A 15,081-nucleotide genomic window follows, 5' to 3' on the forward strand; every position below is an offset into this window, starting at 1 on the left:
CTGTAGGCGCTGCCGAAGGTTGCTCCTACAGGGTGAGGTCACGATCCGGCCTGCGGGCCATCAATAAATGAAATGCTGAAAAAGGAGAGTTCTCATGTCGGGAACGACTCTACTGATCAACCTCGCGGGCGCCATTGCACTGTTGCTGTGGGGCACGCACATGATTTCTTCGGCGCTGTTGCGCGGCTTCGGCACGCCACTGCGCCTCTGGATGGGCCGGCACCTGAATAACCGCTGGCTGGCCCTGCTCGCGGGCATCGGCATCACCGGCGTCTTGCAAAGCAGCACCGCCGTCAGCCTGATGGCCACCTCGTTCACTGCCGCCGGCACATTGGGTCTGGCGCCAGCGCTGGCGGTGATGCTTGGCGCCAATATCGGTTCGACGCTGGTGGTGCAACTGCTCAGCGCTGACATCTCGATGCTGACGCCAATCGTTTTGCTGGCAGGCCTGATCGTCTTTCGGCTGCGGGATGACTCGCGTTTCGAGAGCGTCGGTTGTGCGCTGATCGGCTTGGGGCTGATGCTGATGGCCCTGCATATGCTCGGTTCGACATTGGCCGAAGTGGAAGGCACGCCGGTGTTCCAATTGATCATGCAAAGCCTGGACGGCGATCTGCTGATCGCGCTGTTGGTGGCGCTGCTCCTCACCTGGCTCTGCCATTCCAGCGTCGCTGTGGTGTTGCTGATCGTGTCCCTGGCGGCGACCGGGATGCTCTCGGCAACCACCACCGTCGCGTTGGTGCTTGGGGTAAACATTGGCGGTGCATTGCCGTCAGTGATCAATGCAGGATCGAACGTCGGCCGGCGCCTGCCCCTTGGCAATCTGCTGGTGCGGGCGCTGGGTGCTGCGGTGGTGTTGCCACTGGCCGGGTGGCTGGCGACCTTGAATCTCGATCCGGCCGCGCGGGTGGTTTACCTGCATACCGGCTTCAACCTGCTGCTGGCGCTGGTGTTCATCGGCTTCACCGCCCCCATGGCCAAACTGCTGACTCGGGTGCTGCCGGAACCGGTGCGGGATGTCGATCCGGGCATGCCGCGCTACCTCGACGAAGCGGGTCTGGAGATGGCCAATATCGGCCTGTCCAACGCCGCCCGTGAAGCCCTGCGCATCGCCGACATGCTCTCGGCGATGCTGGCGCGCACGCTGCAGTTGTTCCACACCTCGGCGCCGGTGTGTGCCGATGAAGTACGGCGCATCGATCAATCCACCGACTTGCTGAGCGCGGCGATTCGCGCCTATCTGGCAGACATTGGCCAGGAAGGCATCAGTGACAGCGACGCTGATCGCGCCCAGGAAATCCTCACGTTCGTGATCAACCTCGAACACGCGGCGGACATTCTTTCAAGCAGCCTTACGCAATTGGCCATGCGCCGTTTGCGTCGTGGTGAACACTTTTCGTCGTTCGAGTTGAGGAACATTGCGCCGCTGCACGAAGCACTGCTGGAAAGCCTGAGCCTGGCGATCACCGTTTTCCTGCGCGAAGACATCGCCACCGCGCACCAGTTGATCAGCCGCAAGGAGAGCGTCCGGCGACTCGAATCCGACGCCAGCCGTCAACACTTTCGCAAACTGCAGGAGGACAAAAACACCTGGGCTGAATCCGGCGACATCTTCCAACGCGTGCTGCGTGACTACCGTCGGGTACACCACCACATCGCCGCCCTCGCCTATCCGCTGCTGGAACGAGCCGGTGAACCGCTGGGCGATGATCAGGCCAAGGAGGCCTCGCCATGCGCGTCCTGATGTGTGCCGGCCGTCATTACACCGACAGCCGCCAGTGCCGACGCGTGCTCGACGCCTTCCAGCGCTTGCACCCGGTGCTGGTGCTGATCCATGGCGGCAATCAATACCTGGGCGCCGACATCGAAGAATGGGCCCGGGAGCACGGCGCCGACATCGTGCGCTACCCGCCCAACTGGCAACGCCATGGCAAGCTGGCCGAACGTTTGCGCAATCACTTCATGCTGCACGACAGCCGTCCCGACGTGGTCATTGCCCTGCCCGGTGGTGAAGACACCGAAGAGCTGGTCGCCCAGGCCCGGGCGGCGGGTTTGCAAACTTTATCGGTGGCGGATCGCGGCTGAGCCGCGCCTGCCAACACAACTTTCGAGGCAACTCCCATGCAAAAGCCAACGCGTTTGCTCTCATCTTTCGTGCGCAGCCTGCCGCCCTCCCTGGGGCGGATGCTGCGACGCAATCTGTTGTTTGTCAGCTTCACACTGGGCGTGATTGCCCTGTTAACCACACTCTCCAATGCTCGCGCCGCTGGCGGTTCGTATACCGTGGATGACGCCGGAATCAACGCGCCCGGTGAATGCAACATTGACGCTTGGTATCAGAACGGTCGGCACTCGTCATCCAGCACCAGCGTGGTGTCCCAGGACTGCACGTTCAAAGGGCTGCCCAACGTACAACTCGGTGCCGCCGTGGAATATGGCCGCGAGGATGGAGATGCCGAAACCCGACTGAGCCCGCAATTCAAGGCGCAGCTGTTCACTTGGGACGATCTCGGTCTGGAACTGGCGTTGGCCGGTTCGGCGCACGTTGCCGTCAATCGCGCTCATGCCTTCGATGGCGGCGACTTGAACCTGCCGTTGACCTACCAACCGCTGGAAACCCTGCGCCTGAACCTCAATGCCGGTTGGGCCCACGCCTATGACGACGGTGAACAGAACCATCGCTGGACCTGGGGCGCGGGCGTGGAATACGACCTCGCCCGTTCCCTGACACTGATCGCCGAACGTTACGGACAACGAGGTGGCGAACAGGCGTGGCAGGCCGGTCCACGGTTGCACATTGGTGAGCGGATCGATGTCGATCTGGTGCTGGGTCGCAACCTGATCGGCGAGCGGGACCAGTGGCTGACCACAGGAGCGACGCTGCGGTTTTGACGCCCCGCCTCCTGTGTTTCAGCGATACCGCGCTGCTGCCGTGGAGTGGCCGAATGAGCCGCTAAGCACCTGGCGCTGGGCCTCGTAAGCGGCCCATTTCTCGCCCTCATGCAACCCCGGAATCGTCACCACTTCACCGTTGGCCAACCCGGCCAGCGCGGCATCGACCATGTCCTGGGCCGACATCACGATTTCTTGCGGCAGGTTTTCCACCGGGTTGCCGGCTTCGCTCCAGAAGTCGGTGGCGGTGGCACCGGGCAATACCGCCTGGATGCGAACGCCCTTGTCGGCCAGTTCGTGATGCATGGACTGGCTCAGACCGAGCACAAACGCCTTGGTCCCGCCGTACACACCGTTGAGGATTTCCGGGCCGATGGCGACGATCGAAGAAATGTTGATCACGGTCCCCGCACCTCTCGCCACAAAACCGGGCACTGCGGCATAAGCCAGGCGCATCAGCGCGGTGACGTTGAGGGTGATCATGTCTTCCATGTCATCCACCGGACTGCCGAGCAGCGGCATCACCCCGCCGACCCCGGCGTTGTTCACCAGCAAGGTGATGCTGGCGTCGGTGCGCAGTATGGTTTCGACGCGCAGCAGGTCGGCCTTGTTCTTCAGGTCGGCGGCGACCACTTCCACGGCGCGCCCGGTTTCATTGCTCAAATGGTTGGCCAGGGTGTTCAATTTACTTTGGCTGCGGGCCACTAGAATCAAGTCATAACCTTGCCGCGCGAGACGGTCGGCGTAGACCGCGCCGATGCCGGAAGAAGCGCCCGTAATCAGGGCGGTGCCTTTGGATGAAAGTGCCATTTTGGATTTCCTTCACAGTGAGGCGATAAGTTCGCCGGGTGTGAACCGTTATAAATGGGCTGACGCTTGTCTCAAATGACGTTTAAAGTACGTTTTCAGGACATGACCTTTTTGAGGACTCAGCAATGACTTCCGTGGCGTTTGTGGTGTTCGAGGGTTTCCAGTCCATGGCGCTGGCAGCCATGCCGGTGTTCGAGTACGCCAATTTCAGTGCCGGCGAAACCCTGTATGAAGTCAGCGTATTGTCCGAAGATGGCCGCACGTTGCGCGCCTCTGGCGGGTTGAGCGTGGGCACCGAGGCGTTCGATGAACGGGTGTTCGACACGGTGATCGTGGTCGGCGGCGATTCCATCCTGCAACAAGCGCCAGCGGCGGTGCTGACGTACCTGCGCGACAGCATGAAAACCGCACGGCGCACGGCGTCGATCTGTTCCGGGGCGTTCGTGCTGGCCCAGGCCGGGCTGCTTGAAGGGCGTCGCGCCACCACCCATTGGGCGTACGCCCGGGAGCTGCAAGCGCGGTTTCCGTCGATCAAAGTCGAAGAAGACCGGATCTTTGTGATCGACGGCTCGATCTGGACCTCGGCCGGCATGACCGCCGGTATCGACCTGGCACTGGCCATGGTCGAAAAGGATCACGGCGCCGAACTGGCCCGGGCGGTGGCGCAGAAACTGGTGATGTACCACCGTCGTGCAGGTGGGCAGTCGCAGCATTCGGCGTTGCTGGAACTGGAACCGAAATCCGACCGTATCCAGACCGTGCTCGGCTACGCCCGGGAACACCTGACTTCAGCGCTGTCGGTGGAACAACTGGCGGATGTCGCGCGGCTCAGTCCACGGCAGTTCAGCCGGGCGTTTCGCGCTGAAACCGGGCAATCGCCGGCCAAGGCGATTGAAAACCTGCGCCTGGAAGCGGCGCGGCAGATGCTGGAACGGGGGCGGTTGACGCTGGATCAGATTGCCGAGGAGAGTGGGTTCAGTGATCGGCGGCGGATGCGCGAGGCGTTCCTTCGAGCATTCGGCCAACCGCCGCAAGTCATCCGACGTAACGCCCGATCAGCGTAGGAGCTGCCGAAGGCTGCGATCTTTTGATCTTGATCTTCGGCGCCCTCAAGATCACTACACAAGCAAGATCAAAAGATCGCAGCCTTCGGCAACTCCTACAATGAGGTGTGTGGCTTGCGGAGGTGCGTATGAAAATCTCACCCAAACTGGCGTTTTTCGCCGTCGTCTCCACCCTTGCCTACCTCGGCCTCGCCGTGTGGGGGCTCGGCGGGTTCGCGGCGTTCTTCTCCCATGGGTCGCTGGTGGTGGTGGCGTTGGCAACGGTGGTGATGGCGGTCGCTTCTCTCTTCAGCGAGGTCAACCTGAGTTCCGGCGAACGGGAAGACCGGGCCAATCGCTGGGTGTTGCCGGTGTTCGGCATCATCGGACTGCTCAGCGGCTTTCTTCCAGCCTACACCGACCGCATCGACGTCTGGACCTTTGGCGGTGAAGGCGTGCGTTGGCTCGGTGCGCTGCTGTTCATCCTCGGCGGCGCGCTGCGGTTGTGGCCAGTGTTTGTGCTGGGCAAGCGTTTCAGCGGGCTGGTGGCAATTCAGCCGGGGCACACGCTGGTGACGGACGGAATCTATCGAACCCTGCGTAACCCCAGCTATCTGGGGCTGATGGTCATTGGCATCGGCTGGGCGTTGGTGTTTCGTTCGGGGGTGGGCCTGGTGCTGGCGGCGCTGACACTGATCCCGCTGATCGCCCGGATTCACTCTGAAGAAGCCCTGCTGCGGGCGCAGTTCGGCAGTGAATATGAGGCGTATTGCGGCAAGACCTGGCGCCTCGTCCCCGGTATTTATTGACCCACACCCTGTCCTTGCTTCTACAGAGGACGGTGTTCAGTTAGATGGAATGCAGGAGGATTCGGCCGTCGGTGTCCGTATAGACCTCGACCGAGTCATAGCTGGCCAATGTCGCATGTGGGGTCTGAATCGGATGGTCATGAGTCGACGTAATCACCAGCAAATCAGCCCCCGCCGCTTCGGCCGCCTGGATACCAACCGAGGCGTCTTCGAAAATCAGGCATTGCGTCACTTCAACGCCTAACCGCTGAGCCGCCAGTCGATAGCCGGCGGGATCAGGTTTGCCCGCCTTCACATCTTCTGCCGTGACCATCACCTCAGGCTCTGGAATTCCGGCCGCCGCCATCCGACGCAAGGCCAACGCCCTCGGTGCGGAAGTGACAATCGCCCACTGAGCGGCAGGCAGCGACTTTAGAAAAACTGCCGCACTGGCCACCTCGACAATCCCTTCCACATCCTCGATTTCCGCCTCGGTAATAAACGCTGCCTCAACCTCGGCATCCACCCCCGGCAAGGCTTGGCGATTGATGGTGTCGATGGCGCGAGCGCCGTGGATGGTCGGCAGAAAGGTGGCAACGTCGAGCCCGTGGCGCACGGCCCAGACCGTCCAGATCCGCTCGGCGGCGGCGATGGAGTTGAGAACAGTGCCGTCCATGTCGAACAGAAAGGCGCGGTAAGGCGTATTGAAGACGGATTGTTGAGCAGGCAAAAGACAGCTTCCTATCGCAAGGGGCCGGAACAGGTAGGGTCGACAATGTACCACCGTCGGTCACGATCGACGTAGGAGCTGCCGAAGGCTGCGATCTTTTGATCTTGCTCTTCGACAATCTAAAAATAGCCAAGATCAAAAGATCGCAGCCTTCGGCAGCTCCTACAGGGTATTGCGTGATTTCAAGGCGCCTTCCACGCAATCGAGCAACTGCCCCAGTGCCCAGGGCTTCTTGATGAACGAAACCGCATGCCGCACCCCGGCGCTTTCCGGAGTTTCAAAGCCGGACATGATCATGATCGGTTTGTCCGGCCAGCGATCCCCGAATTCATTGGCCAGGTCCGCACCGTTGCGTTTGCCGGGCATGGTGATATCCGTCAGCAACAACCTGACCTTTCCCGCGTGTTGTTCCAGATACTCCGACGCCGCATCCGCACTGACATGCGGCTCTACGACAAAGCCTTCTTCCTGAAGAATTTCACAAAGAAACTCCAGAATCAGCGGGTCGTCCTCCACCACCAGGATCAGGCCGTCAGGTAACGACTCGCCCGCCATTGTTATTGGATTCATGACCTGACCACTCCCTGATTGCACCAATGATTTTGCAGCTCAAATCCGCCACCTATCTGGTATGAGCGGCGGAGTGGGCGGAAATTCATTTTTGATACAGCCAGACGACGAAATCAGACGAACAAGGCCGAACCACGGCGTCTTCGCGATAATTTTTCGCGCCGGCAAACCGTGGTTCGACCTCGAAGGACGTGTTCGATTATTGGTCTTTTTTCATAGCGTCCTTGGACATGGCATCTTTCTTCATGGCGTCCTTACTCATAGCGTCCTTGGACATGCTGTCTTTCTTCATGGTGTCCTTGGCCATGGAATCTTTTTTCATCGTGTCTTTCTTCATCGCGTCTTTGGACATCGAGTCTTTGCTCATGCTGTCGTTGCTCATGGTATCGGCGGCGTACACGCTGGCGACGCCCATGGCCAAGAACAGGGACAGTGCGGCGGTGGCTAGCTTTTTCATGGTGGTGTTCCTTATAGAGTTGAGTGTGTTTGCGGTGAAGTGCTTGGGCGTGCGTCAGCTGCCGCCGAACCAGTTGTAGCCCTGGTCTTCCCAGTAGCCGCCGCTGTAGGTGTTGCTGACGAAAATTGCCTGGATGTGTTTGGGGTTCTTGTAGCCAAGCTTGGTGGGCATGCGCAGTTTCATCGGGAACCCGTACTCGCGGGGCAGCACGGCGCCGTCGTAGGTCAGGGCCAGTAAGGTCTGCGCATGCAGGGCGGTGGCCATGTCGATGCTGGTGTAGTAGTCGTCGGCGCATTTGAAGCCGACGTATTTAGCGTTGGTGTCGGCGCCAATGCGCTTGAGGAAATCGCTGAAGCGCACGCCGCCCCAGCGGCCTATGGCACTCCATCCCTCAACGCAGATGTGCCGGGTGATCTGGTCGGTCTGGGCCATGGCGCGCAGCTCTTCGAGGCGCCAGCTGCGTTTGTCGGCGACCAGGCCGGTGACTTCCAACCGATAGCTGTCTTCCTCGACAGTCGGTGCTTCGTCGATGCCGTAGAAGGCATTGAACGGGAACGGCCGGGTGATCATCGACTCGGGATAGGTCGGCGCCATGGCGTTGGGGTTGAACAGCCAGCCCTGAACCCGGTCGTTGAGGCGCGACATTGATGACAGCGCGGTTTCGACGCTGTCGTTGTCGGTGATATTGCAGCCCGACAACATGGCCACACCGCCGAGGGTCAGGCCGCGCAGCAGGAACGAGCGCCGGGAACGGTCTTCGATTTGCGGCGCCAGTACCTTCCTCGCTTCGCTGAGAATGGACGACTCGTCGAGTCCTTCGATGCGCTTTTTCATACCGGCTCCTTGCGACCAACGATCATGGCCCACAACGTTTTCGGGACCAGTAGCACCATCACCAGATGCACCACGATGAAAGCCACCAACAGCGACATGGCGATGAAATGCACCTGCCGCGCCCCTTCGTAACCGCCCAGCAGCTCTCGCAAAAGAGGGAACTGCACGGATTTCCATAGCACTAGCCCGGACACCACCATCAGCGTGATGTCGAGCATGACGAACAGGTAGGCAAACCGCTGGACCTGGTTGTAATGACTGAGGTCGGCGTGCCCTAGCCGTCCTCTCAAGGCTGACCACAGGTCATGCAGAACGCCTTTGGGCGACACCGGGAAAAACCGGCGAAACAGACGACCGCTGGCGAGGTTGATGATCAGGTAGACAAGGCCGTTGATGGCGAGGAACCACATCGCCGCGAAATGCCATTGCAACGCGCCACCCAGCCAGCCGCCGAGGGTGATCGAGGCCGGGAAGCTGAAGTCGTAGAGCGGTGAGGCGTTATAGATGCGCCAGCCGCTGGTGATCATGACCACGACGGCCAGGGCGTTGAGCCAATGGGTCAGACGCAGCCAGCGTGGATGGCTGGCCTTGGGCGAAGCAGTTGGCTGCGACATGTCCGGCTCCTTGTTTGTTGTTCGATGGGGCCAAGTATGGGAGCCGACTGTTCGCCAAATCCTCACGTAAAGTTAAATTAAACGTGATAACTATCCGGGCGTCGCCGGGGTGCATTTGTGGTTAAAATGCCGCCCACTTACATTGCCGACGTTGCCTGATGAACCCTGACGCCCTCGCCACCCTGCACACGCACTTGCTGACCGCCCTGGCCACCGCCCCGGCCGAAACCCGCCGCTTGTTCCACGGCCGCGGGCGTTGCTGGCCGGGGCTGGAGCAACTGACCGTGGACTGGTTGCAGGGGGTGGTGCTGGTGTCGCTGTTCAAGGAGCCGGAACCGCAACAATTGGAAGACTTGAAACGGCTGCTGCTGGACATCACCCAGTCAGCCGAGTGGCAGCAATCCGCCGCACACACGTTGTTGCTGCAACACCGCTACCTGCTGCAAAGCACCACTGAATGGCTGTTGGGCGATGCGCTTGAGGAAATGACCATCACCGAGGGCGGCCTGAAGTATCGGGTGGACCTGGGCCGTAAACAGAATGCCGGGCTGTTCCTCGACATGCGCTATGGCCGCGATTGGGTGCGCGCGAATGCCGATGGCAAGCGGGTGTTGAACCTGTTTGCCTACACCTGCGGGTTTTCGGTGGCGGCCATCGAGGGTGGCGCGGCGCACGTAGTTAATCTGGACATGTCCAGCTCGGCCCTGAGCCGTGGTCGCGACAATCATCGGCTCAACGGCCACGACTTGAGCAAAGTGACGTTCCTTGGCCACGATCTGTTCAAGTCCTGGGGCAAGGTGATTGGCAAGGGGCCGTATGATCTGGTGATCATTGATCCGCCGTCGTTTCAGAAAGGCAGTTTTTTGCTGACCAAGGATTACCAGCGGGTGCTGCGTCGGTTGCCCGAACTGCTCACTGAACAGGGGACGGTGCTGGCCTGCATGAATGATCCGGCGTTTGGTTCGGACTTTTTGATTGACGGCGTTACCCGTGAGGCGCCGAGTTTGAGTTTTGTCGAGCGGCTGGAGAATCCGCCGGAGTTTCCGGATGCGGATATTGAGTGCGGGTTGAAGGCGTTGGTGTTTCGGCAGGGCTAGCTGAAGATCAAAAGATCGCAGGCTTCGCCAGCTCCTACATTGACCGCGTGAAAACCCGACCCTCAACGCGGCTGCAGCACCAACGCAAACAACTCGCCATGCCCGCTGACATTGAGCTTGTGGTAAAGATTGCGCCGATGCACCTTCACCGTTTCCGGGGAGATGCTCAGTTGCTGGGCGATGGCTTTGCTGGAGAAGCCCTGGAGTATCAGGCGCGCAGTCTCGACTTCACGCACGGTCAAGCGTGCGTCGAAGCGATCAAGCAAGGTCGCCAGGTCCCCCGCCACCGCCGTCGGCCCCTCCGGTGGCACCAGTTGCAGGTGTCGGCCCATCGCCGCCAACACCCAATCGCGCACGCACAAAAGACGACCCTGCTCTTCGGCGGTGAACCGCGTCGAGCGGCCCAGCGACAATCCGAGCACAGCGCCGTCCACGTTGATCATGAATTGCAGCTCATCACCGCCCACCACCGAGCGGAAGTAACTCTGGTAATACTCGCTCTGCTGAAACTGGTCCGGCGCCACTGAATCGAGGCTGTGCAAGCCGTCGGTGATGCCGGCACAAGCGGCCTGATAAAAAGGATCGAGCAGGTACATGCCGGCGCTGTAGTCAGCCAGTTCTTCCTCCTCGTGCGCGCTGGCGCGGGAGTCGAAATCGATCAACAGTTGCGGCACCCGCTCCGCCTGCATCACCGCGACCAAGGCATTATCCAGTGGCACCAGCAACCGCAGGGTATCCACCAGCGCCCGCCAGAAACTGTCGTGGCCCAGCGCGCCAAACACTCGCGCCAACCCTTGGTGCACCGGCAACTCCTTCAGCAACGCCTCCACGCTCTACCCCTTTTGTGTAACCCATGATGGGAATGGGTGACGACCACCCCGATCGATACGCTGGACGCTCTTATCTACCACCGGCCTGACGCAGGCCAGGAGTGCCGCATCATGAGTCGTCACCGCACGTATTTCAATCTGGGACTGGGCGCCTGTCTGTCGACCTGGATAGCGGTCGCAGCGGCGGATGAACCCACCGTGCACGTCTACAACTGGTTTGACTACATCGGCCCGACCACGCTGAAGGATTTCCAGCGCGACACCGGGATCAAACCCGTCTATGACACTTTCGACAGTGGCGAAGTACTGGAAGCCAAGCTGATGACCGGCCATAGCGGTTATGACGTGGTAGTGGCCAGTAACTTCATTCTGCCGGCCCTCATCAAGGCCGGAGCCTTGCAGAAACTGGACCGTAGCCAACTGAGCAATCAGCAACACATTGACCCGGTGTTGCTGGAAAAGCTGCGCGCGAACGACCCGGACAACCAATACGCCGTTCCTTACCTGTGGGGCACCGACGGCATTGGCTATAACGTTGACAAGGTCCGCGCTGCCCTCGGCGATCAGGCGCCGGTGAACTCCTGGGACCTGCTGTTCAAAGAGGAAAACCTGGCCAAGCTCAGCCAATGTGGCGTGGGGATTCTGGACGCTCCCGCCGAGGTCATCCCGATCGCCCTGCACTATCTCGGCCTGCCGCCCAACGGCAGTAACCCCGCGGACTACAAAAAAGCTGAAGCACTGATGCTCAAGTTGCGCCCGTACATCACCTATTTCAATTCGTCGAAGATCCAGACCGACCTGGCCAACGGCGATATCTGCGTCGCCCTGACGTGGTCCGGCACCGTGTTCGGTGCCATGCAAGCCGCCAATGAAGCCGCGAAGGGGGTAAAGATTGAATACAGCATCCCGGTCGAAGGTGCGCCGCTGTGGTCCGATAACCTGGTCATGGTCAAGGACGGCAGCAATCCAAAACAGGGTCTGGCCTTTATCAACTACTTGCTACTCCCCGAAGTGATCGCACCCGCCACCAACCTGGCGCTCACCGCCAACGCCAACAAAGACGCGACCGCGTTGCTCTCGGACGAGGTGCGCCGGTTCAGCAACATCTACCCCTCCGCCGAGGTGATCGCCAAGGCATTCACCCTGCAACCGCAGCCCCATGAGATCGAACGTGTGCGCACGCGCTCCTGGAGCAACATCAAGAACGGCAACTGAGCCGGCCTCCACCCCTTCTGTTTAACTTGCCTGAGAGTTCCTGCATGAAACCACGTGCTCGCGATTTGAATATCCAGTTCGGACAACTGCAACCCGGCCCGCTCAACGCCATCACCGACGTACCCGGCGTGCGGGTCGGCCACAGCGATGTGCGCGGCCGCACCGCTAACGGCCGCGACATCCTGACCGGCGTCACCGTGATCGAACCCCGCGCCGGTTCCACCAGCCAGCAGCCGTGTTTTGCCGGCGTCCATGTGCTCAACGGCAATGGTGATGCGACCGGGCTGGAGTGGATTCGCGAGGCCGGGCTGTTGACCAGCCCCATCGCGTTCACCAACACCCACAGCCTGGGCGTGGTGCGCGATGCGCTGATTGTGCTGGACCGTGAGCAGCAACCGGATGATGGGCGACTCTACTGGAACATGCCCGTGGTACTGGAAACGTTCGATGGTTTGCTCAACGACATCAACGGTTTTCATGTGAAGCCCGAGCACGTTGCCGAAGCCCTGCGCACGGCGGTGGGCGGACCGGTCAGCGAGGGCAATGTCGGTGGCGGCAGCGGCATGATCTGCCATGAATTCAAGGGCGGGATCGGCACTGCTTCGCGGCGCTTGAACAGCGCTCAGGGCGGCTGGACCGTGGGCGCCATCGTCCAGGCCAACCACGGCATACGCAACGAATTGCGCGTTGATGGTTACCCGGTCGGGCGCTATATGGAAAAGGCCGACTCGCCGTTTCTCAAGGCGTCGCTGCCGCATCCGGGCATGGGCTCGATAGTCGTCTGCCTGGCCACCGATGCGCCGTTACTGCCCCACCAGTGCACCCGCCTCGCGCAACGTGCCAGCCTCGGCCTGGCCCGTACCGGCGGGGGCAACGAAGATCACAGCGGCGACATCTTTATCGCCTTCGCCACGGGCAACGATGTGCCGCACGCGGCATATGAAAGCAAAAAGGCGCCGACCTGCGACAACCTGCGCATGGTCAACAACGACCACATCAGCGAACTGTTTTTGGCCGCTACCGAAGCCGTCGAGGAAGCGATCATCAATGCCTTGCTCGCGGGCGAAACCGCTGAGGGTAACGGGCATGCAGTGCCGGGGCTGGATGCCGAGACACTGCTCAACGCCTTGCGCCAGGCGGGTTGGCCGGGTGCCCAATAACATGATTGAAGCGGTGTGCCGCACTCACACCGCCTCGCTCACCTCGCATGATTTGAAGAGGTTTCGGCCCAAGGCCCGCGCAGCCTTCAGGTGAATCTGCGGTTCCTGGACTTCCGAATCCAGCAACAATTCGGACGTCACCACCCGCGCGCCGCAGTATTCGAAAATGCCGTAGTCGATCTGGGTCTTCATCGCCGCATCGTAACCATGCCGGGCAAAGGACCCGGCATCGGCGCCGCCCACGCCGACCAGATGAACGCGCAAGTGGCCAAGCTTCTGCACAAAGGGGCTGTCCAGGCTGAAGTCGAACGCCCAGCCATTGGAGAACACCCGGTCAATCCAGCCCTTGAGCAACGCCGGCATTGACCACCAGTAAACGGGATAGACCAGCACCAAGGCGTCGGCGCGATCAATCCGCGCCTGCTCGGCGAGCACATCGGCGGGTGGACGCGCCTCGCGATGATGCACCGCCATGTCCGCGGTGCCGAAAACCGGATCGAAACCTTGCGCCGAGAGATCGGCGATTTCATAAGTATTGCTGGCATCGGCAAGGGTCAGGCCCTCGGCGATTTGATTGGCCAGGCTGTGGGTGAGCGACTGAGGATTGGGATGGGCCACAACGATAAGTGCGTGCATGCTGAAACTCCTGATTGAGAGCACAAGGCGGACCTTATATACTCTTGGTAAGTTACGATCAGTAAGTTACTTTTGGTACATAGCCATGTCAAGCACCGAAAAACCCGAGCAGGATTCCACGCCACAGCCCCGTCGTCGCCTGTCCCGGGAGGACCGCCAGCGCCAGTTGCTGGACGTCGCCTGGCAGATGGTCCGGGAGGAAGGGACGGATGCGTTGACCCTCGGACGCCTCGCCGAACTGGCCGGCGTGACCAAACCGGTGGTCTATGACCACTTCACCACGCGCTCGGGTTTGCTGGCGGCGCTGTATCAGGATTTCGACGCCCGGCAGACGGCGATCATGGACGCGGCGCTGCTGACTTGCGAACCGACTCTGGCCAGCACGGCCCACGTGATCGCCTCGTCGTATGTGGCGTGTGTGCTGACCCAGGGCAACGAAATTTCCGGGGTGATTGCAGCGTTGGCGAGTTCGCCGGAACTGGAGAAGATCAAGCGCGACTACGAAGCGATTTTTCTCAACAAGTGCCACGACGCCCTGCTCCCCTTCGCTGGCGCGAGCGCGATCAGACCCGCGAGTTTACGGGCGATGCTTGGTGCCGCGGAGGCCTTGTCGAATGCGGCGGCGACGGGAGAAATCACCGCCGGGCAGGCAGAGGATGAATTGTTCGAAACGATCATCGGGATGGTTGAAAGAACAGCCCGAAGTGGCTGACATTACCGTTCATGGATTGCAGGCTTCACCCGTGCAAATCGATCGCCACGCCGCTTCTGCCAGCAGGTCCCGGTAAGCCTTTGGCCGGCCCTGCACCCGCCCCGACAACCAGGTCCGGCAGTAGCTTTCGGCCTGGCCGATGATCAACGACGGCATCAACTCCGCCGGAACCCCTTTCAACTCATCGCCCCGGGCCGGGGCTGAAAGCCATTCCCACAGCTTGCGGTTGCGGGTTTTGTTACGGGTCGCCAGTTCATCCTTGAACGGTCCTTTGGTCACGGCAAATCGCGCGTGGTATTGAAACCGTGCCCACTCGGGCTGGTTATCGACCCAATCCACATAGCTATGCACCAGCGCGTAAACCCCTGCTCGCGTCGTTTCGGCGTCGGCCAGGTATTGGTCGCGAAGCTGCGCCTGATCATCCAGCGCAGTGAAAAACAGCGCCGCCACCAAGCCTTCCTTGTTGCCGAAATGGTGGTAGATCGCGCCCACGCTGGTATCGCATTCGGCGCGGATCATCTCGATCGTCGTGGCCTCGATCCCCTGCTCGTTGAACAGCTTGAGGGCTTTTCGAAAAATGTCGCGCTTGAGTTCGGCTCTTCGTCCGGGGTAGCAACGCTCGAGTAAATCTGCGGTTTCCATGCTGAACACAGGCCCAAAAAGTCAACGGTAAGGCAGGCGACTGCCCATGGA

At 60.7% G+C, this 15,081-nt stretch carries 18 protein-coding genes; 9 read left to right on the plus strand and 9 right to left on the minus strand.

What is annotated here, in order from left to right; all coding sequences use genetic code 11:
* Positions 1-94 precede the first annotated feature (94 nt).
* From ACA071_RS18610 to ACA071_RS18620, 3 genes are read left to right on the plus strand one after another with little or no spacing between them, the layout of a single operon-like run.
* Positions 95-1,744: a Na/Pi cotransporter family protein gene (locus tag ACA071_RS18610; protein ID WP_497640496.1), complete on the plus strand. Its 1,650-nt coding sequence runs from the start codon at positions 95-97 to the stop codon at positions 1,742-1,744.
* Entirely contained in the window at positions 1,732-2,085 is a 354-nt protein-coding gene (locus ACA071_RS18615; protein ID WP_497640498.1) for a DUF2493 domain-containing protein, read from the plus strand. Before ACA071_RS18610 ends, ACA071_RS18615 begins: the two co-directional genes overlap by 13 nt.
* Before the next feature lie 36 nt (positions 2,086-2,121).
* A complete protein-coding gene (locus tag ACA071_RS18620; RefSeq protein ID WP_497640499.1) occupies positions 2,122-2,892 on the plus strand; it encodes a PA4824 family protein in 771 nt (256 codons plus the stop codon).
* Positions 2,893-2,910: 18 nt separating this feature from the next.
* Here ACA071_RS18620 and ACA071_RS18625 read toward each other — a convergent pair whose 3' ends face one another.
* Positions 2,911-3,702 (minus strand): SDR family NAD(P)-dependent oxidoreductase, encoded by a 792-nt coding sequence (locus ACA071_RS18625; RefSeq protein WP_497640500.1) that lies wholly within the window; start codon positions 3,700-3,702, stop codon positions 2,911-2,913.
* 125 nt (positions 3,703-3,827) lie between these two features.
* Between ACA071_RS18625 and ACA071_RS18630 the strand changes: the two genes are divergently transcribed.
* Both ACA071_RS18630 and ACA071_RS18635 read left to right on the plus strand, forming a co-directional pair.
* Entirely contained in the window at positions 3,828-4,766 is a 939-nt protein-coding gene (locus ACA071_RS18630; protein ID WP_497640501.1) for a GlxA family transcriptional regulator, read from the plus strand.
* Between the two features lie 128 nt (positions 4,767-4,894).
* Entirely contained in the window at positions 4,895-5,554 is a 660-nt protein-coding gene (locus ACA071_RS18635) for a methyltransferase family protein (RefSeq protein ID WP_497640502.1), read from the plus strand.
* A 40-nt stretch (positions 5,555-5,594) separates the two neighbouring features.
* Here ACA071_RS18635 and ACA071_RS18640 read toward each other — a convergent pair whose 3' ends face one another.
* The 5 genes from ACA071_RS18640 to ACA071_RS18660 form a co-directional block, all read right to left on the minus strand.
* Positions 5,595-6,263 (minus strand): HAD-IA family hydrolase, encoded by a 669-nt coding sequence (locus ACA071_RS18640; RefSeq protein WP_497640503.1) that lies wholly within the window; start codon positions 6,261-6,263, stop codon positions 5,595-5,597.
* A 162-nt stretch (positions 6,264-6,425) separates the two neighbouring features.
* Complete coding sequence (locus ACA071_RS18645) at positions 6,426-6,833, minus strand: response regulator (protein WP_497640504.1); 408 nt, start codon at positions 6,831-6,833, stop codon at positions 6,426-6,428.
* A gap of 199 nt (positions 6,834-7,032) precedes the next feature.
* Positions 7,033-7,290 carry a pentapeptide MXKDX repeat protein gene (locus ACA071_RS18650; protein ID WP_497640505.1) on the minus strand — a complete coding sequence of 86 codons (258 nt, stop codon included), beginning with the start codon at positions 7,288-7,290 and terminating at the stop codon, positions 7,033-7,035.
* Between the two features lie 54 nt (positions 7,291-7,344).
* The gene (locus ACA071_RS18655; RefSeq protein WP_497640507.1) at positions 7,345-8,124 is read right to left on the minus strand and encodes a molybdopterin-dependent oxidoreductase; all 780 of its coding nucleotides are present in this window, start codon (positions 8,122-8,124) and stop codon (positions 7,345-7,347) included.
* Complete coding sequence (locus tag ACA071_RS18660; RefSeq protein ID WP_497640508.1) at positions 8,121-8,738, minus strand: cytochrome b/b6 domain-containing protein; 618 nt, start codon at positions 8,736-8,738, stop codon at positions 8,121-8,123. Before ACA071_RS18660 ends, ACA071_RS18655 begins: the two co-directional genes overlap by 4 nt.
* 158 nt (positions 8,739-8,896) lie before the next feature.
* Here ACA071_RS18660 and ACA071_RS18665 point away from each other — a divergent pair, with 158 nt between their 5' ends.
* A complete protein-coding gene (locus ACA071_RS18665) occupies positions 8,897-9,835 on the plus strand; it encodes a class I SAM-dependent methyltransferase (protein WP_497640509.1) in 939 nt (312 codons plus the stop codon).
* 62 nt (positions 9,836-9,897) lie between these two features.
* Here ACA071_RS18665 and ACA071_RS18670 read toward each other — a convergent pair whose 3' ends face one another.
* The gene (locus ACA071_RS18670) at positions 9,898-10,665 is read right to left on the minus strand and encodes a helix-turn-helix transcriptional regulator (protein ID WP_497640510.1); all 768 of its coding nucleotides are present in this window, start codon (positions 10,663-10,665) and stop codon (positions 9,898-9,900) included.
* A gap of 111 nt (positions 10,666-10,776) precedes the next feature.
* Between ACA071_RS18670 and ACA071_RS18675 the strand changes: the two genes are divergently transcribed.
* Complete coding sequence (locus ACA071_RS18675; RefSeq protein WP_497640511.1) at positions 10,777-11,880, plus strand: polyamine ABC transporter substrate-binding protein; 1,104 nt, start codon at positions 10,777-10,779, stop codon at positions 11,878-11,880.
* A 44-nt stretch (positions 11,881-11,924) separates the two neighbouring features.
* Positions 11,925-13,040: a DmpA family aminopeptidase gene (locus ACA071_RS18680; RefSeq protein ID WP_497640512.1), complete on the plus strand. Its 1,116-nt coding sequence runs from the start codon at positions 11,925-11,927 to the stop codon at positions 13,038-13,040.
* A gap of 24 nt (positions 13,041-13,064) precedes the next feature.
* Here ACA071_RS18680 and ACA071_RS18685 read toward each other — a convergent pair whose 3' ends face one another.
* A complete protein-coding gene (locus ACA071_RS18685; RefSeq protein WP_497640514.1) occupies positions 13,065-13,676 on the minus strand; it encodes an NAD(P)H-dependent oxidoreductase in 612 nt (203 codons plus the stop codon).
* Between the two features lie 85 nt (positions 13,677-13,761).
* Here ACA071_RS18685 and ACA071_RS18690 point away from each other — a divergent pair, with 85 nt between their 5' ends.
* Entirely contained in the window at positions 13,762-14,388 is a 627-nt protein-coding gene (locus tag ACA071_RS18690) for a TetR/AcrR family transcriptional regulator (protein ID WP_497640515.1), read from the plus strand.
* Positions 14,389-14,397: 9 nt separating this feature from the next.
* Here the strand turns inward: ACA071_RS18690 and ACA071_RS18695 are convergent, their stop codons facing one another.
* Positions 14,398-15,030: a TetR/AcrR family transcriptional regulator gene (locus ACA071_RS18695; protein WP_497640516.1), complete on the minus strand. Its 633-nt coding sequence runs from the start codon at positions 15,028-15,030 to the stop codon at positions 14,398-14,400.
* Between the last annotated feature and the right edge of the window lie 51 nt (positions 15,031-15,081).

This window comes from Pseudomonas sp. LBUM1646 (genome assembly GCF_059716165.1).